The 26,469-nt window shown below is 47.1% G+C and carries 27 protein-coding genes and 1 pseudogene; 20 read left to right on the top strand and 8 right to left on the bottom strand.

The features are described from left to right. Positions 1–32: 32 nt before the first annotated feature. From ACN6MW_RS02225 to ACN6MW_RS02215, 3 genes are all read right to left on the bottom strand, one after another. Positions 33–893, bottom strand: a complete 861-nt coding sequence (locus ACN6MW_RS02225; RefSeq protein WP_419876248.1) for an IS3 family transposase — start codon at positions 891–893, stop codon at positions 33–35. Next, positions 788–1,183: a helix-turn-helix domain-containing protein gene (locus ACN6MW_RS02220; RefSeq protein ID WP_419876514.1), complete on the bottom strand. Its 396-nt coding sequence runs from the start codon at positions 1,181–1,183 to the stop codon at positions 788–790. The genes ACN6MW_RS02225 and ACN6MW_RS02220 overlap by 106 nt, the downstream gene beginning before the upstream one ends. A 226-nt stretch (positions 1,184–1,409) precedes the next feature. Next, positions 1,410–1,799 (bottom strand): DUF1259 domain-containing protein, encoded by a 390-nt coding sequence (locus ACN6MW_RS02215; RefSeq protein WP_419874025.1) that lies wholly within the window; start codon positions 1,797–1,799, stop codon positions 1,410–1,412. A 213-nt stretch (positions 1,800–2,012) separates the two neighbouring features. Here ACN6MW_RS02215 and ACN6MW_RS02210 point away from each other — a divergent pair, with 213 nt between their 5' ends. The 3 genes from ACN6MW_RS02210 to ACN6MW_RS02200 all read left to right on the top strand — a co-directional run bounded on the left by ACN6MW_RS02210 (position 2,013) and on the right by ACN6MW_RS02200 (position 4,490). Further along, positions 2,013–2,243: a hypothetical protein gene (locus ACN6MW_RS02210; protein ID WP_419874024.1), complete on the top strand. Its 231-nt coding sequence runs from the start codon at positions 2,013–2,015 to the stop codon at positions 2,241–2,243. 135 nt (positions 2,244–2,378) lie between these two features. Next, entirely contained in the window at positions 2,379–2,762 is a 384-nt protein-coding gene (locus ACN6MW_RS02205; protein ID WP_419874023.1) for a VOC family protein, read from the top strand. Between the two features lie 225 nt (positions 2,763–2,987). Next, complete coding sequence (locus ACN6MW_RS02200; RefSeq protein WP_419874022.1) at positions 2,988–4,490, top strand: phospholipase D family protein; 1,503 nt, start codon at positions 2,988–2,990, stop codon at positions 4,488–4,490. 172 nt (positions 4,491–4,662) lie between these two features. Here ACN6MW_RS02200 and ACN6MW_RS02195 read toward each other — a convergent pair whose 3' ends face one another. Beyond that, a complete protein-coding gene (locus ACN6MW_RS02195; RefSeq protein WP_419874021.1) occupies positions 4,663–5,565 on the bottom strand; it encodes a cation diffusion facilitator family transporter in 903 nt (300 codons plus the stop codon). Positions 5,566–5,885: 320 nt separating this feature from the next. Between ACN6MW_RS02195 and ACN6MW_RS02190 the strand changes: the two genes are divergently transcribed. From ACN6MW_RS02190 to ACN6MW_RS02160, 7 genes and pseudogenes are all read left to right on the top strand, one after another. Beyond that, positions 5,886–6,380: a hypothetical protein gene (locus ACN6MW_RS02190; protein WP_419874020.1), complete on the top strand. Its 495-nt coding sequence runs from the start codon at positions 5,886–5,888 to the stop codon at positions 6,378–6,380. A gap of 49 nt (positions 6,381–6,429) precedes the next feature. After that, complete coding sequence (locus ACN6MW_RS02185; RefSeq protein WP_419874019.1) at positions 6,430–7,104, top strand: HAD family hydrolase; 675 nt, start codon at positions 6,430–6,432, stop codon at positions 7,102–7,104. A 225-nt stretch (positions 7,105–7,329) separates the two neighbouring features. Further along, positions 7,330–7,722 (top strand): YciI family protein, encoded by a 393-nt coding sequence (locus ACN6MW_RS02180; RefSeq protein ID WP_419874018.1) that lies wholly within the window; start codon positions 7,330–7,332, stop codon positions 7,720–7,722. After that, positions 7,719–7,871 carry a hypothetical protein gene (locus ACN6MW_RS02175; protein ID WP_419874017.1) on the top strand — a complete coding sequence of 51 codons (153 nt, stop codon included), beginning with the start codon at positions 7,719–7,721 and terminating at the stop codon, positions 7,869–7,871. Before ACN6MW_RS02180 ends, ACN6MW_RS02175 begins: the two co-directional genes overlap by 4 nt. A 138-nt stretch (positions 7,872–8,009) precedes the next feature. Beyond that, positions 8,010–9,446 carry a serine hydrolase domain-containing protein gene (locus tag ACN6MW_RS02170; RefSeq protein ID WP_419874016.1) on the top strand — a complete coding sequence of 479 codons (1,437 nt, stop codon included), beginning with the start codon at positions 8,010–8,012 and terminating at the stop codon, positions 9,444–9,446. 313 nt (positions 9,447–9,759) lie between these two features. Beyond that, entirely contained in the window at positions 9,760–10,344 is a 585-nt protein-coding gene (cysC, locus tag ACN6MW_RS02165) for an adenylyl-sulfate kinase (RefSeq protein ID WP_419874015.1), read from the top strand. Then, positions 10,341–11,066, top strand: a pseudogene (locus tag ACN6MW_RS02160) (Stf0 family sulfotransferase). The gene cysC and the pseudogene ACN6MW_RS02160 overlap by 4 nt, the downstream one beginning before the upstream one ends. A 112-nt stretch (positions 11,067–11,178) precedes the next feature. On the opposite strand, the gene ACN6MW_RS02155 reads toward ACN6MW_RS02160, so the two are convergent. Together ACN6MW_RS02155 and ACN6MW_RS02150 are read right to left on the bottom strand one after the other, a co-directional pair. Next, a complete protein-coding gene (locus ACN6MW_RS02155; RefSeq protein WP_364149497.1) occupies positions 11,179–12,006 on the bottom strand; it encodes an aldo/keto reductase in 828 nt (275 codons plus the stop codon). Between the two features lie 18 nt (positions 12,007–12,024). Further along, entirely contained in the window at positions 12,025–13,191 is a 1,167-nt protein-coding gene (locus tag ACN6MW_RS02150) for an iron-containing alcohol dehydrogenase (RefSeq protein ID WP_419874014.1), read from the bottom strand. Between the two features lie 186 nt (positions 13,192–13,377). Here ACN6MW_RS02150 and ACN6MW_RS02145 point away from each other — a divergent pair, with 186 nt between their 5' ends. The 10 genes from ACN6MW_RS02145 to ACN6MW_RS02100 all read left to right on the top strand — a co-directional run bounded on the left by ACN6MW_RS02145 (position 13,378) and on the right by ACN6MW_RS02100 (position 24,594). Beyond that, positions 13,378–14,283 (top strand): ArsR/SmtB family transcription factor, encoded by a 906-nt coding sequence (locus ACN6MW_RS02145; RefSeq protein WP_419874013.1) that lies wholly within the window; start codon positions 13,378–13,380, stop codon positions 14,281–14,283. A gap of 194 nt (positions 14,284–14,477) precedes the next feature. Next, the gene (locus ACN6MW_RS02140) at positions 14,478–16,547 is read left to right on the top strand and encodes a bifunctional aldolase/short-chain dehydrogenase (protein ID WP_419874012.1); all 2,070 of its coding nucleotides are present in this window, start codon (positions 14,478–14,480) and stop codon (positions 16,545–16,547) included. A gap of 14 nt (positions 16,548–16,561) precedes the next feature. Beyond that, entirely contained in the window at positions 16,562–16,933 is a 372-nt protein-coding gene (locus tag ACN6MW_RS02135) for a sensory rhodopsin transducer (RefSeq protein WP_364149492.1), read from the top strand. Between the two features lie 27 nt (positions 16,934–16,960). Next, the gene (gene rhaI, locus ACN6MW_RS02130; RefSeq protein ID WP_419874011.1) at positions 16,961–18,181 is read left to right on the top strand and encodes an L-rhamnose isomerase; all 1,221 of its coding nucleotides are present in this window, start codon (positions 16,961–16,963) and stop codon (positions 18,179–18,181) included. Next, positions 18,178–19,647 (top strand): rhamnulokinase, encoded by a 1,470-nt coding sequence (locus ACN6MW_RS02125; RefSeq protein ID WP_419874010.1) that lies wholly within the window; start codon positions 18,178–18,180, stop codon positions 19,645–19,647. The genes rhaI and ACN6MW_RS02125 overlap by 4 nt, the downstream gene beginning before the upstream one ends. A 36-nt stretch (positions 19,648–19,683) precedes the next feature. Further along, complete coding sequence (locus ACN6MW_RS02120) at positions 19,684–20,442, top strand: DeoR/GlpR family DNA-binding transcription regulator (RefSeq protein WP_419874009.1); 759 nt, start codon at positions 19,684–19,686, stop codon at positions 20,440–20,442. Between the two features lie 363 nt (positions 20,443–20,805). Then, positions 20,806–21,528, top strand: a complete 723-nt coding sequence (locus tag ACN6MW_RS02115; protein WP_419874008.1) for a (Fe-S)-binding protein — start codon at positions 20,806–20,808, stop codon at positions 21,526–21,528. A gap of 1 nt (position 21,529) precedes the next feature. Further along, entirely contained in the window at positions 21,530–23,059 is a 1,530-nt protein-coding gene (locus ACN6MW_RS02110) for a LutB/LldF family L-lactate oxidation iron-sulfur protein (protein ID WP_419874007.1), read from the top strand. Beyond that, positions 23,052–23,777: a LutC/YkgG family protein gene (locus ACN6MW_RS02105; RefSeq protein ID WP_419874006.1), complete on the top strand. Its 726-nt coding sequence runs from the start codon at positions 23,052–23,054 to the stop codon at positions 23,775–23,777. The genes ACN6MW_RS02110 and ACN6MW_RS02105 overlap by 8 nt, the downstream gene beginning before the upstream one ends. Positions 23,778–23,868: 91 nt before the next feature. Next, positions 23,869–24,594, top strand: a complete 726-nt coding sequence (locus ACN6MW_RS02100; protein ID WP_419874005.1) for a FadR/GntR family transcriptional regulator — start codon at positions 23,869–23,871, stop codon at positions 24,592–24,594. A 96-nt stretch (positions 24,595–24,690) separates the two neighbouring features. On the opposite strand, the gene ACN6MW_RS02095 is transcribed toward ACN6MW_RS02100, so the two are convergent. Both ACN6MW_RS02095 and ACN6MW_RS02090 read right to left on the bottom strand, forming a co-directional pair. After that, entirely contained in the window at positions 24,691–25,164 is a 474-nt protein-coding gene (locus tag ACN6MW_RS02095; RefSeq protein ID WP_419874004.1) for a pentapeptide repeat-containing protein, read from the bottom strand. 157 nt (positions 25,165–25,321) lie between these two features. After that, positions 25,322–26,224 carry a J domain-containing protein gene (locus tag ACN6MW_RS02090; protein ID WP_419874003.1) on the bottom strand — a complete coding sequence of 301 codons (903 nt, stop codon included), beginning with the start codon at positions 26,222–26,224 and terminating at the stop codon, positions 25,322–25,324. Positions 26,225–26,469 lie beyond the last annotated feature (245 nt).

Here is a 26,469-nt window from a genome sequence, read left to right as displayed (position 1 = left end):
GACCCCATATAGCGGACACTGAATAAAAGACCCTACCTAACAAGCTGGAGCCGGTACTGAATCGGAGCCAGCTTGTTTAGTTTTCTTTGTGGACGCTTATTGTTGTAAAAGTGTATATATTCTTCAATTCGGCTTTGTGCTTCTTCTACTGATCGAATATCATAAGGATAGAGCGCTTCTGTCTTCAAATGCGAGAAGAAGCTTTCCATTGAGGCATTATCGTAACAATTGCCTCGCCTGGACATGCTGATTTGGGCGCCAACCTTTGGCAGCATGTCGTGGTAATCGTAGGACGTGTACTGGGACCCCTGATCGCTGTGAACGATCAGCCCAGCCACGTCCTTTTCCTTTTCAAACGCCTTAGAGAACGTCTGTAGAACAAGTTGCTTGTCATTGTGATGACTGGTTTGGTAAGCGACAATTTCGTTCTGACACAAATCTTTAATGGCGGAGAGATACAACCAAACATCACCAATTCGATACTGTGTGACGTCAGTTACCCATTTTTGATTGGGTGCTTCCGCTTGAAAGTTACGTTCCAGTATGTTCTTCGTAACGCGATCACCAATGTTCCAGCTTCGAGTACTGTGATGGTATTTACGACGTACTCTAGAGCGCAGCTCCATTTCTTGCATGAGCCGGAGAACCTTCTTATGGTTCATCCACACGCCATGATCTTGGAACATGAACAATTGAATTTGGCGGTACCCATACACGCCTCTATAGTATTCAAAAGTGTCACGAATTAACTGTTTATCCTCCTTATTCTCATCTGTTTTCAGTCGCTTCAAGTATGCGTAGAATCCACTTCGGGAGACACCGATTTCTTTACAGAGTTCTTTGACGCTAAAACCTTCACGAAGTTCGCAGACGAGCCGATACTTCTCTGGTATACCTCCTTCTTCGTAATTTCTAACCACTTTTTTAGGACAGCGTTCTCCATCTCCAATCGCTTAAGATAACGTTCCTGATCCTTGTACTGTACTCGTCTGCCTCGGTGTTCCATAAGTCCATATTCGCCTTGCTCTTTATACTTCCTCATCCACACCTTTAAACGCCCGATATCTGCGATCCCAAGCTCTTCCGCTACCCTCTGCTTGGTCATACCTCCATGTCGTAGCTCAATAGCCTTCTTCTTCAATTCAAAACTATACTTCTCAAATTTCTGTCCTTTTCTCGCCATAACGAAAAGCACCCCCTATAGTTTCATCGGTTTAAACACCAGGGTGTTTTTACAATGTCTACTATAAGGGGTGCACTTCATTCTGCCCGGGCTTTCTTACTTGCGTTATGTCCTAAACAAACTGCTCTTACCGTATTTCGACTGTATGCGGAGAGAATTATAAACCGATAGATTTTGCCACAAGCCTTATGAGCAATTCATGGGATTCAGCGCGCAAAGAAGGGACTTACTGAATGGCATCCAAGGCTCGCCTGACTTTTCTTGCAAAAACAAGCGGATTATCAACCGATTCTATATTGATATAAATCAGCCGCGGTTGCTCGAACAGCCACTCGTTGCCAACAGACGTTATTTTTATTCCTTGATTACGAATGGCCGAAATGAATGTATTGACTTCTTTTTGTAAGAATGCTCCTCTACCTAAACATAGTGCTCTGCCAGTTCTAGTATTTAAAGATTCGAACGAAAAAGAAGACGTTACACTAAAACTTTTTCCCAATATTGTTGCTCTTATTTGATCTCGTGTAATGGTCGACACACATTTCCCTCCAGCGAAGCCGGGTTGGCCACCAATAATCCTTGAGAACTGCTGGCAAAGCGATCCGTTATTTTTCATGCTTGTTTCCTCCCCTGTTTTCTTTTTATGGTATGAGCACATGAACAGGGTTGAAACGGATTATCACCTAATACAACAATCAGATTGTAAATAAAAAAGCACCGGGCTGCCCTAAGCATATTTCTTTGGCACAAGCATGAGTATTAAATGGTTTCATAAACATCATTTTTGTGGTAAAATATTCCAAGAAGTAAACTAGAAAGGGGACTCCGAATGAGCGCAAATAACATTCATGAAACCCAACCTGAGAAGGGGAAATTATATCATAACGATAATTATATCGATGAGAACCTTCGCTCTATTCAAAATATTGAAGCCGGAGGACCAATGAAAAAAATAGATTTAAATACCATGCCGCGGCCTCTAAGAGTCTTCGGCTACGTTTTCTTTTCGATTTTGGTGTTAATGGGCGCGGCGACCGTTTTAATCAGTTTTTTTCGTTAGTATTCGTCTTAAGACATGAATGTTACGGAAATGGGGATGTAATCTGTGGATGCTACAAAGGAGGAGGTAATGGTGACAAGCTAGAAATTAGATGAAGTACATCACAAATACTTATCTGGAGGAGTGGATAAATCAATGATTAGTAAAGTCGGCCAAATTATGTTGTATGTAAACAATCAAGATGAGGCACTGGATTTTTGGACAGAAAAAGCAGGGTTTACTGTGATTTCCGAAGAAAATAACGGTCAAGGAATGAGATGGATCGAAATTGCTCCGACACAGGATGCAGAAACAAGCATCATTCTACATAATAAGGAATTCGTTGCTAAAATGTCACCGGGATTAAACCTCGGTACACCTTCTTTGATGTTTTTTTCGGAAAATCTCGAGCAATTCCATGCCGATTTATCAAACAAAGAGGTTAAAGTCGGAGAAATTGTTAATATGCCTTTCGGAAGAGTATTTAACTTTGCAGACATAGAAGAAAATTACTTTGCTGTAATGGAAAAAAGTAGATAACGGTTAGACATGCATAACGATTTACCAATCTAGATACGTTTCGTTTATAAAACAGCGGAAGTCCAGGACTTTTTTCTTGTCCATGGCTCCCGCTGTTTTTTTTGTTGGGACAGTTATCATAGGCCAAAAAGTTATTTTTCAAGCCAAAGTTAAATATTGTGTTGTTTCACTCTAATTCGAACGCGGTAGTAATACATAAATGATGAAAAGAGGAGAGTCCAATCCATGAACCAAACGAACCCAGAAAGTGCCCCTATATCCCCGACTCTCGTTGTTCGACCAAAGAAAAACTACAAAAAAAACAAAAATTTGTGGTTGATTGCTTTCCTGCTATTTGTGGTTTTTTATGCCTGCGTGGCTGCCTACCATTCTGAAAAACCTTTGCCTGAAGGCATCTCCATGGAAGGGCCTGTCCATTATGTAACGGAGCAGGATATTGAATTTTTATATGATTTAACCTCCCATGGGTCATCAGAAGGCCAGATCAAAACAGAACAAATGATCTTTAATTCTGTTTATAAAGCGATCGAAGAAGCAACAGAGTTTATCGTAATCGATATGTTTTTATATAACAGCCTTTACGATAAAGAGCAGTCGTTCCCTTCACTCAGCAGAAACTTGACGGACAGGCTGATCGCCAAAAAGATGAAATATCCGCAGATGGACATCGTCTTTATAACGGATGAAATCAATAGTTCTTACGGGTCGCATCCTGCGTCGGAGCTTGAACGCTTACATGCCGCAGGCATTTATACCCATATTACCGATGTAAATCCATTGCGGGACTCTAATCCGCTGTATTCAGCAGGTTGGCGTATTTTCGCGCAGTGGTTCGGGGAAGCGGGAGAGGGCTGGTTAACGAATAAAATGGCAACGGCTGCTCCTGATATGACTCTGCGCTCCTATATGAAACTGCTGAATATCAAAGCCAACCACCGTAAGGTTATCGTGACGGATAAGTCACTTATCGTATCTACTGCAAATCCCCATGACGCAAGCTACTATAGCTCAAACAGCGGCTTCAAGGTAAATGGCAATATCATTGGGGACGCGCTGGCTAGTGAGCAAGCGGCTGTCGGGCTGTCGGATTCTTTTAAACTGCCTGCATACAGCAAGGCGGCTCAAGAAAAGGGCGATATTCGGGTGCGGCTCTTAACGGAAGGAAAGATCTTGAAGCATGTAAGCCAGGACTTATCCAAAACCGAATCCGGTGATTTGATTTGGATAGGGATGTTTTATCTCGCAGACCGGCAGGTGATCGAGGAGCTTTTGAAAGCATCTGAGAGGGGCGTAGAGATTCGTTTGATACTCGATCCCAACCAGAATGCTTTTGGCAGCGAAAAGATCGGCATTCCGAACCGGCCGGTAGCCTCCGAGCTGATAAACAAGTCGAATGATCGCATTCAAATCCGATGGTACAATACGGAAAAGGAGCAGTTCCACACGAAGCTGATGCTCATCCGTCATAAGGGCGATGTGGTGATTCACAATGGATCAGGTAACTATACCACGCGTAATTTGGATGATTTGAATTTAGAGACCAATCTGAAAGTCGAAGCTTCCGAGAACAGCAGAGTCTCTAAGCAGGTTCAGCAGTATTTCGAGAAATTATGGGAAAATGAAGGCGCCGAGTATACCTTGGATTATAGTGCCTATCAGGAGGAGACAGTATTTTTGAAACGTATATTATATAGAGTGCAGGGCTTGCTGGATTTCACTACGTTTTAGCTTCGTTTAGCACAAAATAAAATAGGGATATCTCAACGTTATATTATCGCCCTTGTTATTTTGTACGCTTTTAACCCTCAATAAAAAAAGGGCTGCCAAGGAGGCAGCCCTTTTCTTCATCAAATACGAAAATCACTTGTATTACTATCCTCATCTCAAATTACAGGTACACTTATTTTTTACTATTTCCCTTGTACCATGGATTTAAATGAACCAGAACCTCTTCAACAATTGGGTTTTGGTCTTTGATGGCCTGCTTTATTTTCTTGCTAATATCATGGCCCTCTTGAACGCTCAACTCAGCCGGAATCCCTACCCGAACATCAACAATCATGTAATGGCCATGCTCTCTAGCCCGTATACGGTCAATTCTTTTTACTTCCGGGATGGATTGAACCAGCTGTAAAATTTCCTCCATTTTATCGTCATCTATGTTTTTCTCCATCAATACATCGACTGAAGTTCGTCCCATGTGAATCGCCAGCTTGAGGACAAAATATGCGACAATGATACCGGCGATTGGATCTCCGTATTTCAAAAAATGAATATTATAATATTCTCCAAGCATGGCTAGCCCGATACCGATAACGGCAGCAAGAGAAGCGTATACATCAGCTAAATGGTCATAAGCGGTTGCGATCAAGCCGCTGCTATTGGTATTTTTGCCGATTCGGATGGTGTAGACATATAGCCACTGTTTCCATACCAGTGAGATTCCTGCGGCAATGAGAACAAGTACTGATGCTTCATGTGGCGGCTCCATCAGAGCCATGACCGAGTGATAACCCATGTAGACAGCTGCAAGGACCAGGATAACGGCTACAATACCTGCACCGATAACCTCCGCTTTACCGTGTCCATAGGGATGGTCTTTATCGGGCGGCCGTTTTGAAATCATCATTGAAACCAAAGCTGCTGCAGTCGCAAATACGTCACCTGCGTTATGTACGCCATCCGCAATGAGAACCTGGCTGCTAAAAAGCAGACCAACGCTAAGTTTCATAGCTGTTAAAAGAATATTGCTGATTAAGCTTGTCCAAATTGCAAAAGCCGATTGTCTGTTTGTTGATTCCATTTGAATTGTCAATCCTCCAGCGTCGTTGAAAGGTACCGTGTCATTATACAGAACGAGCTTCATGTGGGTCTAGAGAAACAGTCTTGCCCTATGTAAGAAATCTTACTAGACACCAATAGAGTTTGTACAAGCTAATTATGTTGCTCTCGCGCAAAACAACAAATCCTAAGCAGGCGAAATGGAAGAATTGTGCAATAAATAAAGTCATGATAAAGTATTATTTACGGCTTTAGATAAAAGGGATAAAGTAGTGAAATTGCCTTCAACGGATTTCGCAGCTGTATCTTTTTATTTAGGAAAGAAGGGAGAATAAAGTACTATTGAACCGTAAATTATTTCATCCTATCTTTTTTATTCTTTTTAACATTCTATTATTTATACCTATTGTGGTTAGCTCTGTTTCTATTGCTGCTAATATTAAAGCCTCTTTGTCAATTAGTGAACTTTTGGGATTTACCAAAGAAGAATATGATTTTGAGGGTATGTATAATCTACAAACAGTAGACATTATAGACATATATGTATATGGACAAGGCTATCCAGAAGGATTTCATAAGGAACAAGAAAGGGGTATGTTAAGAGATTATGACTATCCAAACCCTTTTTATTTTTATCTTTCAATATTTACGATAATAAGTTACTTATTTTTATCTATAATTTATTTGAAGAAGTCAAAAACTAGTGTGTTGAAATGGTTACCACTCGGCGCCACCGTATTAACATGCGTGTTCCTTGTCGTTTATTATTCGGACAATTACATGATGATATTAGGGACATTTGAATATTACTTTTTAAGAGTTTTTGAAGATGTCTGAGTAGTGTGCTTGTTTTTCTAATAAGCGATGAGAAGAGGCGTGTATCGACATGATGTATAAAGCGGTGTTTCTTGATTTTTACGGTACACTCGTGCACGAGGATGATGTGTTTATTGAGGATATATGCAAAAAAATTTTGGCATCGACCTCAACACAAACTACAGCCAAGGATATCGGACGTTATTGGTGGGATTCCTTCTCTAAAACTTTTTACTCTTCTTATGGCGATAAATTTAAAACTCAGCGTGAAATCGAACTATCTTCTTTAGAGGATACCCTAACCTTTTACAACTCAACTGAAAATCCAAGAGAACTTAGCGGAATTTTGTTTGATCAATGGCAATCCCCCCAACTATTCGAGGATACCAATATATTTTTAAGAAGTATCCGTGTCCCGAAAATAATCCTTTCGAATATTGACCGAAAAGATATTCAATCAGCAATTAATCATAATGGATTATCGTTCGAAAATGTTATTACCAGTGAGGACGTAAAATCTTATAAGCCAAGACCAGAGATGTTTCATCAGGCCCTTGCGGCAAATCAACTTAACCCCAAAGAGGTACTTCATATAGGTGACTCACTCACAAGTGATGTTGCAGGTGCCCAAAACGCAGGAATTAAGGTTGCTTGGATTAATCGGAAAAATAAAGCACTGCCAGAAAAATATTCCCCGGATTACGTCATAAATTCGTTAATAGAATTGATTCCTTTGTTTGTGTAATTACATTAACAGAATTTAAGTATTTAAAGAAATGCCGGATTTTTTTTGAAAATTTTATTGAGAGTATGTCGACTTTGCTGTAAGCCGTTCGTCGACTTAATATAGGCATGTATAAGACCAGCCCAATAGCACCGGAACCTTGTCTTTATGAATCAAAATAGGGGTGCAATGTATTGAGGGATGGACGAGGGCAAGCCAAAATCCTGCCAATAAAGGAGAATGAATATGAAATACTTATGTTTGGGTTACTTCGAACCAGAGAAAATGGATGCCCGGCCTAAGCCGGAGATTGATGCTATCATGGGAGAATGCCAGACCCGCCTTGGGGAGTTCTACGAGAGCGGCAAAGTGATCATTGATGCTGGCCTCGACGTGGAAAGCAAAAGTTTGCGGCTTGTTAACGGAAAGGTAAGGGTTATTGACGGTCCTTTTATTGAAACGAAGGAGATGATCGGCAGCGCATTCCTCATAGAAGCACGGGATATGGAGGAAGCCATCCGAGTGGCCTCTTTACATCCAACTACGCAAGTGGGTGCGGGCGAGCAGCTTGGCTGGGGCATAGAGATCCGCCCTATCCACTACTTCGAAAATAGGGAACGGGAGGTCGAGTTTAATTGACGGGAGATATTGAAATGAAAATAAGCAAACACAGTGCTAAACATTATATTTGGGGAGAGCATCAAATGTTTAATAAGTCAAACGATGAAATCGAGTTTATGGTGATTTCTCAACCGAATAGTAAAGGCGATAGGATCGCCGTAGAGTAAATTAATAGGCGAATAACCGGTTATCATCAGGAGGTATATAATGATAGCCGGTTTGTTTGTTTTTTATGAGAGCGCTCACAAAAATACTTGCCAGTCCTCTCCGGTTGCAGTAAGTTAGTACTATAAAGGAGGAATGAAATGATGGAAATGACAAATCTGCATTTACCCAGAAGTCAGCCGGAAGCACAAGGAATTCCCTCCACAGCTGTAATTGAATTTTTGAATGCTGTACAAGAACGTAATTTAGAGCTGCATAGTCTAATGCTGCTTAGGCACGGCCAGGTGGTAGCAGAAGGGTGGTGGAATCCTTATGCATCAGATATTCCGCATATGCTGTTCTCACTCAGCAAAAGCTTTACCTCAACGGCCATCGGTTTCGCCGCTTCGGAAGGTATTCTGTCGGTGGACGACACCGTCGTATCGTTCTTCCCGGAAGATGCTCCTGAGGTAATAGAGCCGAATCTATCCGCAATGCGCATTCGTCATTTGCTAATGATGGGAACGGGCCACGATAAGGATACAACAACTAAGATGACCCAGAGCGAAGACGGAAATTGGGCTAAGGTTTTTCTTCATGATCCCGTCGAGCATGTTCCTGGTACACATTTTGCTTACAACAGCGGTGCTACATATATGTTGTCAGCCATCCTGCAGAAGGCGACTGGCCAAACTTTGCTGGAATATCTACAGCCGCGTTTGTTTGAACCGCTTGGTATCGAGGGGGCGACTTGGGAATCCTGTCCTCTGGGTATACATGTCGGTGGCTGGGGATTGAACGTGACCACGGAGGATATCGCTAAGTTCGGCCAGCTTTATCTTCAAAAAGGCGTATGGAACGGTCAGCGTCTTTTGCAGGAGTCGTGGATTGAAGAGGCAACGTCCAAGCAAATAGCCAATGGAGACGGCGGTGACAGTGATTGGGCTCAGGGCTATGGCTACCAGTTTTGGCGATGCCGGCATGGAGTATATCGCGGTGATGGCGCGTTTGGCCAGTTCTGTATCGTGATGCCGGAACTGGATGCCGTGCTGGCGATGACCAGCGGCACAAACGATCTGCAGGGTGTCTTAAATGCCGTGTGGGATCACTTGCTTCCGGCAATGGAACCGTCGCCGCTTTCCTCGGATGAGGACTCCCTAACAAAGCTTCCGGAGAGGCTGCAGGGTCTAACCCTTCAACAGCCGCGGCTGCAGCCGGATTCACCGTTGGAAGCAGCGATCTCCGGTAAGTATTACAAGCTCGATGACAATGAACAAAATTGGAAGGGCATTTCCATTGCCTTTATTGACAATCATGCAGTTGTCATACTGAGCAAAGAAGAAAATGAATATCGTATTAAACTCGGCCGGGGGGAATGGTTGGAGGGAATCACGGGGCTGCTGCAGGATGGGGATAAACGCGTTGTTTCCAGTTTTACCTGGCAGCAGGAGGATACCCTTCTAATGACCCTGAGGTTTATCGAAACGCCATTCGCCATAACAAGCCGGATTTTGTTTGAAGGGGATAAAATAATGATGAACCACAAATCTAATGTTTTACCCGATCTGGCGGAAATTCGAGGGCGGATGACGGAGTAGGCCTAGCTTAGATTTAGAACCGACAAAGGCTGCCGAGCGCTAACACGATCCCTTATGCTTTTGTCATCGATGGCCGGAGAACAAGAACAATACGACAGACAAGCCGCATTTTATGTGGCTTGTTTGTTTTATGTGAGAAGAGGCAGGTAATATTTCTTTAAAAGTAAACAATACCTCGATTACGATGAGATAAACGAATAGACTAGATATAAATGTTGAACGGATGGAAGGCCATAGGAAAAACGGCTCTGATAGCTAGCCTTACTTCCATATTTCTTACATTCGTTTGTTCTCATAGAAAGGAAAGCGAACGATGAATAGAAACGATTGGGAAGCAGCAAATGGCCATAAAAGCGGTGTTTTTTGGTTTACAGGTTTGTCGGGAGCTGGCAAAACAACCTTATCCCGCATGGCTGAAAAAGAACTATTAAACCGCGGAATCCGGTGTATTGTCATTGACGGAGACCAACTAAGGCAAGGGCTAAATCAAGATCTTGGATTTTCAGAAAACGACCGAAAAGAAAATCTGCGGAGAGCTGCTGAAGTCGCAATGATGTTCTTAAATGCCGGTTTTGTTGTTCTCGTTTCCATGATCTCGCCTTCAAGAACGGTTAGAGATAAAATCAGGCATCGCTTTCAAGCGGATGAGTTTGCGGAAGTCTATGTGCAATGCTCGCTTGAAACCTGTGAACGGCGTGACCCAAAAGGACTATACCAAAAGGCAAGAACGGGCGAGATACAAGGGTTCACAGGAATTGACGCCATCTATGAGCCGCCTATTCGCGCGGAGCTGACGATAAACACAGAACAGGAATCCGTAGAAAACGGAATGCATGCACTTGTGGAGTTCATTATCAAAAACTATGCCGGAAGCGCACAGAAAGAGAGGATTCTATGAAACCGCCTAAGCAGAGTTATACCATTTGGTTTTCGCAGCGTACAGGGAGCACTCTATTGAACTATGCGCTTTCTTCCACTGGCACAGCAGGCAATCCTTGTGAATGGATGTACCCCAGAGACCCGAATACAATCACTAAAGCAGAGGTTGAAGCCATGTGGAAAGAGGGCACAACCTCCAATGGGGTATTCGGGGTGAAGACATGTCTAACACCGGAGTGGATTCAGGGATTCAGAAAGCTCTATGAACTTCCTGAGGCGGCAACGCAGGCTGAAGTATGGAGAGCAGCTTTTCCCAATTGCAACAAGCATATTTGGATGACGCGGAGAAACAAAGTGCGATTGGCTGTTTCTTGGTGGCGCGCGATCGTATCCGGGGAGTGGCATAGAAAATATGGCGAAAAGCCGCAAGAGCATGATATTGCCGATAAATATAGTTTCGATGCTATTAATCATTTATTTATAGAAAGCTCGATTCGTGAAGCGGCGATGGAATAATTTTTCTCGGAAGAGGGGATCATCCCGCTGACGATTGTCTACGAGGATTTTATTCTAGATTACGAGGGAACCGTCATGAAAGTATTAGAGTTTTTAGCTATTCCTACGGACAACGTTAACATATCCCCGCCGTCCCTGGACCGACTAGCGGATGATGTTTCAGAGCAGTGGGTGCAAAGGTTTCGGGAAGAACGCCAGAAGGAATGGGAAAATATAAGATGGTAAGGCAGGACGTTGGTCCAATAGTAAAGTTAAAGCGGCAGTCTAAAACATTTTCAAATGTTTTAGACTGCCGCTTTTTCAATGTAATATCGTTATATCATACGTTGTGACCGGATTAAAAATTGAAATTATCCGGGTCGGGACCAAAGCGGTGATCTCGGTTAAGCGCACTAATTTGAGCGACTTCATCCGCATTCAGCTCAAAGTCGAAAATATCCGCATTTTCCTTCAGGCGAACGGGATTAACCGACTTTGGAATCGTAACGACTCCATTCTGAAGATCCCAGCGAAGCACGACCTGAGCAGGTGACTTGCCGTATTTCGCGCCGATCTCTGCAAGAATGCTGTGATCCAGATTTCCTTGCATAAGCGGACTCCATGCCATCAGCTGGATATTGCTGCTTTTTGCAAATTGATGAAGCTCTGCTTGCGTGAGAAGCGGGTGGTATTCCACTTGATTAACCATCGGAACAAACTCTCCGGAGGTAATGACGTCCCGCAGATGATGAATCTGAAAATTACTGACTCCAATCGCCCGTACGTATCCGTCACGGTAAAGCTTCTCAAGAGCGCGCCAGGTTTCCGTGTACTTTTCTTTAACTGGCCAGTGAATGAGCAGCAGATCGACAACGTCAATGCCAAGCTTCTTTCTGCTGTCTTCAAATGCCGAAAGCGTAGTTTCATAGCCTTGATGGGCATTCCAAATCTTTGTCGTTACAAATATTTCGTCACGAGCGATACCGCTGTTGCGAATTCCTGCGCCAACGCCCGTTTCATTATTATAGGCAGCAGCTGTATCGATACTTCTGTAACCAGCTTCAATGGCGGAAGCAACCGTTCTTTCTGCCTCGCCGTCATCCTTAACTTTCCATACGCCAAGGCCTAGCCAAGGCATCTTCACGCCGTTGCTTAATGTAGTGGATTCAATTAGCGCTTTAGTCATTGAGATATAACCTCCTTATTATAATGATAATTCCAAAATCGCTTTAACATCCTGCTTTTCCAAACGTTTGAATGAACCGATTGCGCCGTAACGAACGGCTTCTTCAGCCATGCGGTCCAACTTTTCGCTTCCAATCTCGAAGTCGGCAAGACGCGACTCGGCTCCAATCCGCGTGAAGAAGTCCCTTGTAGCTTGAATGCCTTCGAGTGCGATTTCCTTGTCGGATTTCCCTTCCGGATTTACACCCCATACGCGTGTTGCATATTGCACGAAACGGTCGATCCGCTCCTCATGCACGTATTTCATCCAATTCGGGAAAATAACCGCGAGGCCTGCGCCGTGCGGGATATCGTAAATCGCGCTTACTTCATGCTCAATGCCATGGGAAGCCCAGTCATTGGCCATGCCGACGCTGATCATGCCGCCGTTTAATGCCATCGTACCGCACCACATCAGGTTTGCCCGAGCAGCGGCATCCTCTGGATTTTCTAGCGCGATTTCAACGTTTTCGATGACAGTTTGGAGAATGGATTCACAAAAGCGCTCCTGCAGAGGCGTGTTTTCCGTTAAGCTGAAGTATTGTTCGAAAACATGCGACATAATGTCGACAGCCCCGTTAACGGTGTGATTGCGCGGCACCGTATAGGTAAGCGTCGGATCAAGAATGGAGAACTTAGGATAGGTATGAGAGCTTCCAAAAGCACGCTTTAGGTTCTCTTCCCAGTTGGTAACAACAGAGGAGCCGTTCATTTCAGAGCCGGTTGCAGCCAGCGTCAAAATAGTGCCGATCGGCAGCGCTTGTTCGATTACAGCTTTGCCTGTGAAGAAATCCCAAACATCGCCTTCGTAAGGGACGCCTGCAGCAATCGCTTTGGAAGCGTCAATGACACTGCCGCCGCCGACTGCGAGAATGAAATCAACGCCATGCTCGCGGCAAAGGTCGATTCCTTTTTTGACGGTAGTGAGGCGCGGGTTAGGTTCAATATTAGGAAGCTCGTGCACGGTGATGCCGGCTTCTTGCAGCAGGCCGACGGTTTTATCGTACAAACCAGTTTTTTTGACGCTGCCTGAGCCATAAACGAGCAGGACCGTTTTTCCGTATTTTGAAGTAAGCTTCCCTACTTGATTAGCAGTGCCCTCACCGAAAATAATGTGGGTCGGGTTTACGAATTGAAATGAGTTCATGTTGTACCTCCTAGAATTATTTAGATAACTAATTAGGTAACCAAATATCTTTTAAGTTATGTATACGCCGTTTATTTTAGTGAAATCGAATTAAATTGTCAAGTTATACCGAAAATAAGCATTGAAAGGTTAACTTTTTAGTTATATAATGAGTGGCAATGAGATAGAGTCGAAGGGGAAGCCGGAATGGAAGTAGAAGTAAGCAGTCGTAATATTAAGTTTCTTGAATGTCTCTCATCGCTGACACGGGTGAAAATGATCGAATTGCTCGGCGTTCAACCGATGAATATCAAAAGCTTGTCTGAGGCGCTAGACATAAAGTCTCCTATAGTAACCAGGCATATTCATATGTTGGAGGAAGCGGGCATTGTCCGCTGCGAGAGCGTGGCAGGCAAGCGCGGCATGCAGAAGATCTGCCATCTCCAGCTTACACAGACGATGCTGCTATTCAAGAGCTCGCCGGTAATAGATGAAGCAAAGCGTTATGAGGTATCACTCCCGGTCGGGCATTATTCGTCATATCAAATTAAGCCGACCTGCGGACTAGCTTCGGATACTCAAATGATCGGCATGTGCGACGATCCGCGGTATTTTGCCGATCCGGAGCATGTGCAAGCCAAGGTGATTTGGTTCGGATCCGGCTTTGTTGAATATCGGATACCTAATTACATGGTCAATAATGAAATGCCCGAATCGCTTGAAATTTCGATGGAGATTTGCTCGGATACGCCGTGCAGCGTTAACCATTTGCCATCGGACATTTCTTTTGCGATAAACGGTGTCGGGGTTGGGGTATGGACCTATCCAGGAGATTTCGGCAGCGCAAGAGGCTTGTATACACCCGAATGGTGGCATAAAAACATCCAGCATGGCTTAATCAAAACGATTCGGGTAAACCGGCAGGGATCGTTTATTGACGGGATTCAAGTGTCGGCGGTTACGATTGACGAGCTTATGCTGGCTTACGACAAAGAAATATTGTTCCGTATTTCAAGCAGCACCGCTGCGAAAAACTGCGGCGGCGTTACTTTGTTTGGCAAAGGCTTTGGCAACTACAACCAAGATATCGAAGTAACGCTGCGCTGCCAATAATAAGAACGTTTAGTTTAAACAACCTATGCAGAAGCCCGGAGTGGTCGATTCAATCGATCTCTCCGGGCTTCTTTTTTGTGATCCGTTATCCTTTATTTCATTTCCGTTTTTCTTTGAAATTAATATATTCAAAAGAAAACAAATATGATATGATCAATTCAAACAAATACAAAACAATATTCGGAGGTATATTCATGGTACAGAGTTTATGGGAAAACGAAAAAGCATCGCAGCTTGAAGGCGGATTAGCCGAGCTTGTCTACCGTTCCAACATCATCGGCGCAGATCGCCGCGTATGCAACTACGGCGGAGGCAATACTTCAAGCAAAACAACCGTGAAGGATTTCCGCGGACGCGACGTTGAAGTAATGTACGTGAAAGGAAGCGGTTCTGACCTTGCTTCCATGAAAGCAGGCAACTTTACGGGTCTTCGCATGGATGATATCCGCCCGCTATTCGAACGCTCTGAAATGCCGGACGAGGAGATGGTTGCGTATCTTGTCAACTGCATGATCGATTCGAAGCACCCGCGCGCTTCCATTGAAACGCTGCTGCATGCTTTCCTTCCATTTAAACATGTGGACCATACGCATCCGGATTCTATTATTAGCTTGTGCTGCGCAGATAACGGCAAAGCGCTTGCGAAAGAAATTTTCGGCGACCGCTTCGTATGGGTACCTTATGTTCGTCCCGGCTTCAATCTATCAAAAATGATCGCGGAAGGCGTTCTGGCTAACCCTAATGCGGAGCTTGTGCTTATGGAGAAGCACGGACTGGTTACTTGGGGTGAAACGAGCGAGGAATGTTACGCGCAAACGATCAAAATCATTTCCGAAGCGGAAGCCTTTATTGAATCCCGCTTTGACGAAGCGTCCCTATTCGGCGGCGTGAAGCACGAGGTGCTTGAAGCAGATGTACGCAGAAGCGTTGCTGCACAAGTAATGCCAACGATTCGCGGCGCAGTCAGCGATGCGAAAAAAATGATTTTGACCTTTGACGATGAGGCGGATGTGCTTGCATTCGTAAGCGGGCAGGATTCCCCGCAATTGTCTCAGGTTGGCGCTGCTTGCCCGGATCATCTCGTACACACGAAGGTTGTTCCTTTGTTTATTGACTGGACGCCGAATGCAGAGGATATCGATGGCCTGAAAGCGAAATTATCGGAAGGTATCGCTGCATACAAAGAGCAATACAAAGCGTATTTCGATCGCAACAAGAACGAAGGCGACGTTATGTTCGAAGCCGCGCCTCGCGTGATTCTGATCCCTGGTATCGGCATGATCAATACAGGCAAGAGCTGGGCTATGGCACAGGTCAGCGGCGCGCTTTATCACCGTGCGATTGCGGTTATGCGCGGCGCAACGGCGCTCGGAGATTTCGTTTCGCTTAGCGAAAATGAATCCTACAACGTGGAATATTGGCCGCTTGAGCTTTACAAATTGTCGCTTGCTCCCGCAGAAACCGAATTTTCCCGCAAGGTTGCCTTCATTACCGGCGGCGCAGGCGGCATTGGCAGCGAAACGGCACGCCGGCTAGTATCCGAGGGTGCGCATGTCGTACTTGCTGACCTTAATCTAGAGGGCGCGCAGAAGGTTGCCGCAGAAATCAACGAGAAATTCGGCGATAACCGCGCGACAGCCGTCAAAATGGATGTAACCAGCGAAGAGCAGGTTGTGGCAGCCTATGCTGAAACGGCGCTTGCATACGGCGGCGTGGACATCATTGTGAACAACGCGGGTCTTGCGACTTCGAGCCCGTTCGATGAGACATCCCTAAAAGAGTGGAACCTGAACATGAACGTGCTGGGCACGGGTTATTTCTTGGTGGCACGCGAAGCCTTTAAATTGATGAAACAGCAAAGCATCGGCGGCAACATGGTATTCATCGGCTCCAAAAACTCGGTGTACGCAGGAAAAAATGCTTCCGCGTACAGCGCGGCAAAAGCGCTTGAGGCTCACTTGGCTCGCTGTATTGCAGCAGAAGGCGGCGAATTCGGAATCCGCGTGAACACGATTTTGCCGGATGCGATCTTGCAAGGCTCTGCGATCTGGAACGGCAGCTGGCGCAATGAACGTGCAGCGGCTTACGGCATTGAGCCGGATCAATTGGAAGAGTATTACCGCAAACGCACGACGCTGCTGGTGAACATTTATCCGCGCGACATCGCGGAAGGTATTGCGTTCTTCGCATCCTCCAAAGCGGATAAAACGACTGGCTGCATGCTGACTATTGATGGCGGCGTACCTGCTGCTTTCACCCGTTAGGAGGAATGCTGCACATGTTCCAAGCAAGAGGGGAAAAGAACTGGTACATTCCGGACGGTTTCATTCCGCCGGATAGCACGGGAGCGCTCACGAGCCATGAATCGATTTGTGTACTGAACTGTTCCTCGGAAGAAGCACTTATTCGTATAACGATTTATTTTGAGGACCGCGAGCCGATTGAAGATATTTTGGTTGTCGTTCAAGGCAGACGTACAAAGCATATCCGTACGAGTTCTTTGATGAAGGAGGGAGCGTCGATTCCAATCGGCGTTCCTTATGCCATCGAGGTGCAGAGCGATATCCCGATCATTGTACAATACAGCCGGCTAGACTCTACGCAGGCAGAAAACACGTTAATGTCTACCATGGCTTTTCCTATGAAATAGTTAACTAAACTTGAAAGGGTGTTCGATATGTCCGACCGCGCATACGCGTTTTTCGAAGAGCAGCAGCAAGCTAGAGGTATTAATATAGATGAAGTAAAAGCAAGATTGAAAGCGCTCAAAATTGAGACGCCATCCTGGGGCTACGGCGACTCCGGTACGCGGTTCAAGGTTTTTCAAAAAGAGGGCGTTCCCCGCAATCCGTTCGAAAAATTCGAGGACGCGGCGCAGGTGCACAGCCTGACAGGGCTTGCTCCATCGGTAGCTATTCATATTCCATGGGATAAGGTGGAGGACTACAGCAAGTTAAGAAGCCATGCCGAGAATCTCGGGCTATCCATTGGGGCGGTTAATCCGAACCTATTCCAGGATGAGGATTACATGCTTGGAAGCGTAACGAATTCGGATGCTGCGGTGCGCCGGAAAGCGACCGACCATTTGCTGGAATGCGTTGACATTGCCAAGGAAACAGGCTCGCGCGACCTCAGCCTATGGTTCGCTGACGGTACAAATTATCCGGGTCAAGGGCATATCCGCAAGCGCAAGGCATGGATGCAAGAGGCTTTAACTGAGATGTACAATGCAATGACACCGCAAATGAGAATGCTCATTGAGTATAAATGCTTTGAGCCGGCGTTCTACCACACGGATCTTGCGGATTGGGGCATGGCTTATAACCTTGCGCAAAAGCTTGGGCCGCAAGCAGAAGTGCTAGTGGATACGGGCCATCACCTGCCAGGGGCGAATATCGAGCACATCGTCGCTTATTTGATCGACGAGAAGCGTCTTGGCGGCTTCCACTTCAACAGCCGCAAGTATGCGGATGATGATTTAATCGTAGGCTCCGTTAACCCGTACGAGCTGTTCTTGATTTTCTATCAAATTTTAAGCGCGGCAGGCGACTCGGATGCTGCCATTCGCAGCAATGTGGACAATATCGCTTATATGATCGATCAATCGCATAATATCGAGCAAAAAATTCCGGCTATGCTTCGTTCCGTACTGAACGTACAAACACAGTTCGCTAAGGCACTACTTATCAACCATGACGAAGTCAACGATGCGGCTGAACGCAATGATGTTCTAGGCGCTGAAGATGCCGTTCGCCGCGCATTTGAATTTGACGTGACGCCGCTGCTTCACGCAATCCGCGAAGAGCAGGGCTTGCCGCTTGATCCAATGAAAGCCTACCTCAGCAGCAGCTATGGCAAGGATATTTTAGTGAGAGGCAAGGGTGGTGCCAGCTGGTGACCATTCTCGCTTTTGATCTCGGCGCGAGCAGCGGAAGAGCGCTGCTCGGCCGACTGAATAACGGCAAGATCGAGGTCGAGGAGCTGCACCGGTTCGCGAATGATCCGGTGCAGGTAGGCGATCGGCTGCAGTGGGATATTTTGCGGCTGCTGCATGAGCTTAAGCAGGGACTGCTTAAAGTAAAGCATCGCGAGATAAAGCTGGACAGTATTGCGATTGATTCTTGGGCTGTCGATTTCGGTTTGATCGGAAGCCATGGCGAGCTGCTCGGCAATCCATATCATTATCGCGACCACCACACGGATGGCGTGATGGAGGAGGTCGTCAGCGAACTGACGGCAACCGGTATTTTCGAGAAGACGGGCATTCAATTTCTCCCGTTCAATACGATCTATCAGCTGGCAGCTTTGAAAAAGGCGGATTCGCCATTGCTGAGGGATGCGAAGCATTTTCTAATGATTCCGGATTTGCTCCGCTATTTCCTAACCGGCGAGATGTACAATGAGTTCTCCAATGCGACGACAACCCAGCTGTATAATCCAGTAACGGGCAGCTGGGATGAAGAGCTGATTCGCGCAATCGGCATATCGCCGGACTTGTTCGGCAAAGTTGTTCAGCCTGGCGCGAGGGTTGGGAGCCTAAGGGCATCTCTTTGCGAGGAGCTGAGTATCGAATCCGTTCCCGTCTATGCGGCAGCGGAGCATGATACCGGTTCGGCAGTTGCGGCGGTGCCTGCGCTTGATCGGTCGTTTGCGTACTTGAGCTGCGGCACATGGTCACTGATGGGTACGGAGGTAGATGCCCCGGTTATCAATGAACAGGCTCAGCAGTTGAATTTCACCAATGAAGGCGGCGTTTACGGCACTTATCGCCTGCTGAAGAACATTATGGGCTTATGGATTTTGCAGGAATGCAGACGGTCGTGGGAGCGAGCAGGAATTTCTTATTCCTTCCCCGAATTAGTAAAGCTGGCCAATGAGGCGGCGCCGTTCGCCGCATTCATCGATCCGGATGATCCTTTATTTCTGCATCCTGGCGATATGCCGGCCCGCATAACGGAATATTGCTTGCGAACAGGGCAAACGGCACCTTCGGATGCGGGAGCGATCGTTCGCTGCATTTTGGAGAGCTTAGCCTTGAAGTACCGTAATGTGCTTGAGCTAACAGAGCAATTGTCCGGCCAAAGCTTTAGCGGATTGCATATGGTTGGAGGCGGCATTCAGAATACGCTGCTGTGCAAGTGGACTGCAAATGCGATCGGCAAGCCGGTATGGGCAGGCCCCGTCGAGGGCAGCGCAATCGGCAATATGATCGTGCAGTGGATTGCCAGCGGTCAGCTTGCGGACATTTGGGAAGCGCGCAAGGCCATTCGCGAGTCCTTCCCGGTTGATGTTTACGAGCCTGACCAAAAGGAAGCTTGGGAGCAGGCTTACGTATTATTTAAAGACAAGACAGGAATCGCTTAAAGGCGAATTCAAATATAAGTGTGAAAGAGGTACGCTATGCTGGCCCAGGAACGATACGACAAAATTGTACAGCTGGTTAATGAGAGAGGCAGCATCCGGGTAACGGAGCTGGCTGAGCTATGTCAGGTGACCGAGGAAACGATTCGGCGTGATCTCGACCGCTTGGAGCAAGCCGGACGTTTGCGCCGCTCCCATGGCGGTGCGGTTAGCGTAAAGGATCAGCAGCCGGAAATTCCTTATTTTGAGCGGGAGATTGCGCAAGCGGATGAGAAGAAGAGGATAGCCGAGGAAGCGATTAAGCTGATTCAGCCCAAAGACCGTATTCTGCTCGATGCCAGCACGACAGCGTGGTATATGGCGGCAAGCATGCCGGATATTCCGCTTACGGTGCTTACCAACTCGATTAAAGTAGCGATGGAGCTGAGCAGCAAGGAAAAGATCGAAGTGATTTCGACGGGCGGTATTTTAGCCTCGCGCTCTTTGTCCTATGTCGGTCCGCTAGCAGAGCGTTCCCTCGATGCGTATCATGTGGATAAGGCTTTCTTCTCGTGCAAGGGCGTTCATTTGGAGCGCGGGATCAGCGAGTCGAATGAGCTGCAAGCACGCATTAAGCACAAGATGGTCGGCATGGCGGACCAGGTGATTTTGCTCGCCGACTCGAGCAAGTTCGGCGTCCAAGCGTTTACGCATGTCGCTGATTTGAGCGATGTCAACACGATCATTACTGACGGTCGCCTGTCACCCGAGCTGCTCACCCAGCTGAATGACAAGCAAATTACCGTTACCACGGTTTAGAGCAGAGACGGCGCTGGCTTCAGCAGAAGCGCAGCGCCGTTCTTCGTTTGTAGGGTGATGGGGGTTGTTGCGGTGTAAGCGCGTATGTGTTCTTATAGCGCTCAAAGCAACGTCCTAAAGTGGCTGTATGCACCTATATGTTCTAACAGCGTCAACAAACGGCACGGTTACTCGCAATTGTGGATTGTAAGCGCGTATGTGTTCTTACAGCGCTCAAGCAACGTTTTTAATATGGCTGTAAGCACCAATAGGTTCTTACAGCGCCTACAAACGGCATGGTTACTCGCAAAAGTAAATTTTTTTATTCAAACTTGTCTGACAACCTGATAAAATAAACATAAGAATCACGAGAGGGGTGCGGGTGTGAAGGTCTCATTATTTATTACTTGCCTGAGCGATGCGTTGTATCCAAGAGTCGGTGAAGCGATGGTGCGCTTGCTCGCGAAGTATGGGGTTTCATTGGAGTTTCCTACGGTGCAAACCTGCTGCGGGCAGCCAGCCTTTAACAGCGGCTATTGGAAGGAAGCGAGGGAATCTGCAAAAACGATTTTGGATGCTTTTGAAGACAGCGATTTCGTTATTTCGCCATCCGGCTCCTGCACGGGCATGATCCATCATTATCCGAAGCTGTTTGAAGATGACCCGGTTATGCTGAAGCGGGCGAATAAGCTGCAAAGCAAATCATTTGAATTTACCCAATTTTTGGTGCAGGTGCTGGACGTTACGGATGTTGGCGCTGCATTTCCGCATAAAGTGACCTATCATCCATCCTGTCACGGAAGCAGGATTCTCGGGGTAAAGGATGAACCGCTCGCACTTATTCAAAACGTGAAAGGGCTGGAGCTTGTACCGCTGCCTTTCGCTGAGGATTGCTGCGGCTTCGGCGGGACGTTTGCGGTCAAAATGGCCGATATCTCAGGTGCGATGGTAACTGAGAAGGTTGATCATGTGCTCGAGACGGAAGCAGAAGTATTAGTCGGTCTGGATATGGCCTGCTTGCTTAATATTGCCGGCAATCTGCGCTATCGCAATGAGCCCGTTCGCGTCATGCATTTGGCAGAGCTTCTCTATGAAGGGGTGAAATAAGATGGCAGGCTCAAAGACGGAAGCAACCGTAAAAGCAAGGGCGGATCTGGCGCTTAATGATGAATTTTTACGCAAAGCGGTGCGGTTTACTACGGAACGGCTGCGCAACGGGAAGAAAAAAGCGACAGATGAGCATGGCAACTGGGAGGAGTGGCGGGAGCGCGGCAGGCAAATCCGTCTCCATACGATTGCCCATCTCGATTATTATTTGAACTTGTTCGTGAACAACGCGCGGGCAAACGGGGTCCATGTGCATTTTGCGAATACGGCGGAGGAGGCCGTTGAGCTAACGCTGGATATTGCCGAGCATGCGGGCGCCAAGTCGGTCGTAAAATCAAAATCGATGGTGTCCGAGGAGCTTCATCTCAATCATGCGCTGGAATCTATCGGCGTTGAAGCGGTAGAAACCGACTTGGGCGAGTATATTATTCAGCTTGCGGGCGAAATGCCTTCCCATATCGTCATACCGGCTATTCATAAAAACCGTTACCAAATCGCCGATTTGCTCTCCAAAGAAGCAGGCTACACGCTTCCCCCGGACACGACGGCCCTTGCGGGCTTCGTTCGCAAAAAGCTGCGCGAGAAGTTTCTCGATGCCGAGATCGGCATGACCGGCTGCAACTTCGCGATTGCGGAGACGGGGTCGATGGTGCTTTTTGAAAACGAAGGCAATGCGCGCATGGTTACCACCGTGCCGAAAACGCAAATTACGTTGATGGGCATGGAGCGCATCATTCCTTCCTGGTCCGATCTCGAGGTTATGGCGACGCTCCTGCCGCGTTCGGCAACAGGCCAAAAGCTGACGATGTATATGTCCGGCATTACCGGACCGCGCCGCTCCGAGGATGCGGACGGACCTGATGAAATGCATATCATCATCATCGACAACGGGCGCTCGCTCCAGCTTGGCGACCCTGAATTCCAAGAGCTGCTGAATTGTATCCGCTGCGGCGCATGCTTGAATGCTTGTCCGGTATACCGCCATATTGGCGGCCATGCTTACGGCAGCACCTACAGCGGTCCGATTGGAGCCGTCCTGACGCCTTCCCTGAATAAAAACATTGCCGAATGGGACGATGTCGCTAACGCCTCCAGCTTATGCGGCGCTTGTTATGAGGCTTGTCCAGTCAAAATACCGCTTCACGACATGCTCGTTTATTTGCGCAGACGCAAGGTGGAAAGCGGAAACGGCAGCAAGATGGAGTCGATCGGCATGCAGGGCTTCGCCACCGTCATGGGAAATTCCTCGCGGCTTGGCGGCGTACTGCGATTAGGGAAGCTGGGCCAGAAGCTGGTCGTGCGCAGCGGAGTCATCAAGACGAAGCTTGGGCCGCTTAAAGGCTGGAACACCTATCGCGTTACGCCTAGCCTGCCGAAGGAATCGTTCCGCGATCGCTGGGATACGCTCGACCAAGAGCTGAAGCAGGGACTTAAGCAGATGGAGCCGTCCATGCAAAACCGGATGGAGGAGCTGGTGCGGAAGCGCGAGCTGGATGAGAAGCAGGGCAAAGGAGGGCACGGTCATGGCTGATAAGCATAAGCAGTGGCTTGAGAAGCTTGAAGCGGAATCGAAAACGAAGCAGGAACAGTTTATGAACGGCATTGCCGCTAAGCTGAGACATCCGAGAATGTACGAGAAGCCGCAGCATCCGTTCCGCGGAGCGCCTGATTTCTGGAACGCGTTCGAATGGACGGAAGAAGAGCGAGTCCAAGCTTTTACGGATAATTTCCTATCGGTTGGCGGGCATGCCGCCCGAGTAGCATCGATGGAAGAAGCAAAAACGTTTATCGTCCAGAAGGCGGAGGAGATGAGCGCCAAATATGTCATCCGCCAGAACCAGCCGGAGCTGGACGCGTTAGCTTTGGAAGACTCGCTGACCGAAGCAAAAGTATCGACGTGGAATACGGATGATGAGCAATTTTGGCGCGCGCGCGCGGCCGAAGCGGATTTTGGCATCGTCATTGCGGATCATGCCGTCGCGTATACAGGCTCGGTTACCGTATTATCGGCTCCGAATAAAGGGCGTTCGGTCAGCTTGCTGCCAACCGTGCTCATTATTATTATCCCTATAGAACGACTGAAGACTAGGCTTGGCGAAGTACTCGTTACTTTCGATGAGGCAGGCAGAGAGCAGCTCCCGGCAGGCATTCACTTTATTTCGGGACCGAGCCGTTCCTCTGACATTGAAAATGATCTGACGATCGGTGTTCACGGACCGGGTATCGTATATGCGCTGCTCGTTGGGTAAGCATATAGCGAGAGAAGAATGACACTGCGAAACGGCGGTTAAACGCCGCTTAATGGTTAAATCAGCGTTAACGCTTGGGAGGTGACAGGTTATGCCGTCATTAGATGTAGAGAAGCTGTCGAAGCGAAATCATTACGAGGAAATTACCGAGCAGGTGAAGCGTCTTATTATCGAAGGCAAGCTGAAGGTGGGCGATAAGCTTCCTTCCACCAAGCAAATGTCCGAGCAATTCGGCGTCGGACGTTCGACAACCCGCGAGGCGCTCAGCGCGCTTAAAGCGATGGGGCTGATTGAAATTCGCCAAGGAGGCGGCTGCCGTGTCATTCGCAGCGTTCCGGCGGATATGGAGCTGCCGGAGCTGGAGTCGCTTCGGATGAACCGTAAGACGGTGCTGGAGCTGTTAGAGGCCCGTGAATCGCTTGAAGTATCGAACGCGGCTATAGCAGCGGTGAAGCATACGGAGACGGATCTTTATCAGCTTCAGGTACTCATCGAGGAAATGAAACGTACCGCGGGCAATGAGGCGGAGGGTGAGCGGCTGGATCTTCAATTCCATCTGACGCTTGCAAGAGCTACGCATAATTCGATCATGGTCCGTTTATTCGAGTCGATCATGAATCATATCGAAACGGCGATCCATGATATTCGGCGGGTGGAGCTGTATGCAAGCGCGGCTGTAGCGGAGCGCCTTTTTATGGAGCATTCGGCGATTTTCGAGGCGATCGTACAGCGGGATTCCGAGCTCGCGGCCGAACGGATGAAGCAGCATCTGCAGCATATTGAGCGCATTGTCTTAAAGCACTTGGGCGAGAGCTGAGTAAGCGGCTATTGGTTGGAAAAATAATAGAAGGCTGACGCAGCAGGCTAAAAGCCCGGTGATGTCAGCCTTTTTATGTTCGGATTACCTCTATGATTATTGCTGTGCCTTGATTAAATCCTCAATCAATACGCCATTGATCCTCAATCCGGCGATATTGCAGTCACGGATATCCAGGTTGGATAAATTGCAATTTATAAACTGCGCGCCGCTCAAATCGGATTGCCGGAAAACGATTGGTTTGTATTCCCCATCAGTGTGAACGTTTCCCTCCTTCTCACTCGGAAGCACAACATTACGAAATTCGGTTCCGAATAAATGAATATGATCAAACAAGGCATGGCTCAGATTCGCATTTTTAAGCTCAAGGCCGGTTAAATTCGCATTCGAAATGTTGAAATGGGACATATTGACATCATCCAAAACCATGCTGCTCATGTTGGCGTTATGTATTTGCGTTTTGGCTAAATTTACATCGTCAAAAACCGAACCTTCCGCGTTCACTTTATGAAATTTGGAGCCGGAGATATCAGCCATTTCTAATTCTAAACGTTTACCATTCCATTCCATCCTTAGCAAACTCCTCTGCCGGTATATTGTAATCAGAAACGCCGTTTATTTCATTATTCTACCAAAAAACAACAGCTGAAGCTTGCTAAAAATAAGTAAGCCCGAAGGCTGCATTCATTATGAAAATGAGTGCCGCTTTCGGGCTTTCGAGTTTTTTTTATTTTATCGTGGCTAAATACTTTTTAATAAATGCTTTTGCTTTATCGGGATTTTTGCTGTCAAGACGGATGCCGATAATCATGCTCTCTTTATAAAGCGGCACTTGATCAACGAGCGAGCTGTTGCTGAGATCAATACCGTAAACATGCTCCTCGGTATCTTCATCGGTTTTCAGCTTTTTCGCGACTCCGTCCTTCATAAGCGGTTTAAGCTCGCCGCTGACATCATCATCAAGATTCATAAGGACGCCTTGCCTGCCTACCCATTCGAAAATACCTTTATCCATGATATAAACATCCGGATGCTCGGTCGCTAAGACGAGTACGGCCTTTTGCATATAGGCATATTGTGCCTGCTCATCTGATGGAACCATGGTAACGCTTGCTACGAATCTCTTCCATTCGGGAAACGCTGTCAAAAGCGCGGTCTCAATCGGCTCTTCTTTCGGCGCATCCTCCTTTAGCATGTAATTGCCCATAAAGGATACATTCAAATCGACAGGGGGCAGATTGGCGAGCCGTTCCTGTTCCTCGCGATAGTTCATAAAGCTAATTACCCCGTAAATAATAAGTGCGACTGCTGCGATTGCTCCGAGCGTGTGGAATCTGTAATAGCGCCAAAAATGATCCATTTTCTGGGCTTGTCCAGCCATTTTCTTGTATTTGCCGTATTCCTGCTCATTGAAAGCATCGGTCAGCTTGCGATCCTCATACTCCAAAATAAGCCGGTACGCCTGCGTAATCTTTGCAAAAGAATCCTCCGAGCCTTCTGCGTTGTCCTTCTGCTGCTGCGTCCTGGAGCGGGCTTGGCGCATAAGCGTCGTATAACGCTTCTCCACTTCCTCTTTGGCCGCAAGCTCTGGCAGCCCCATTGTTGCATAGGCTTGTTTTAACTCGTCCACTCGTGTCACCTCAATTAGAAAATAGCACCTATATGATTCCTATCTATTAGTATACGGAATTCCGCGGGTAACGCAAATTTTGACGTATTCTAGCGTTCATTTGTCGTATCCGCTTACACGCTGCCATTTGCGTCGATAAACGAGCGGTGTGTGCCCGCCACCGGTTTCGATTTGCAGCGAGTCTGAAATTTGAACAAAATAGCCGAATTATTAGCTTCCCATCCTCGCATTATTTGCTATTCTAA

The organism is Pristimantibacillus sp. PTI5 (genome assembly GCF_048572955.1).
GTDB lineage: Bacteria > Bacillota > Bacilli > Paenibacillales > Paenibacillaceae > Pristimantibacillus.
The sequence above is the reverse complement of the archived record's forward strand: the minus strand, read 5'-3'. Positions and strand labels throughout refer to the sequence as shown.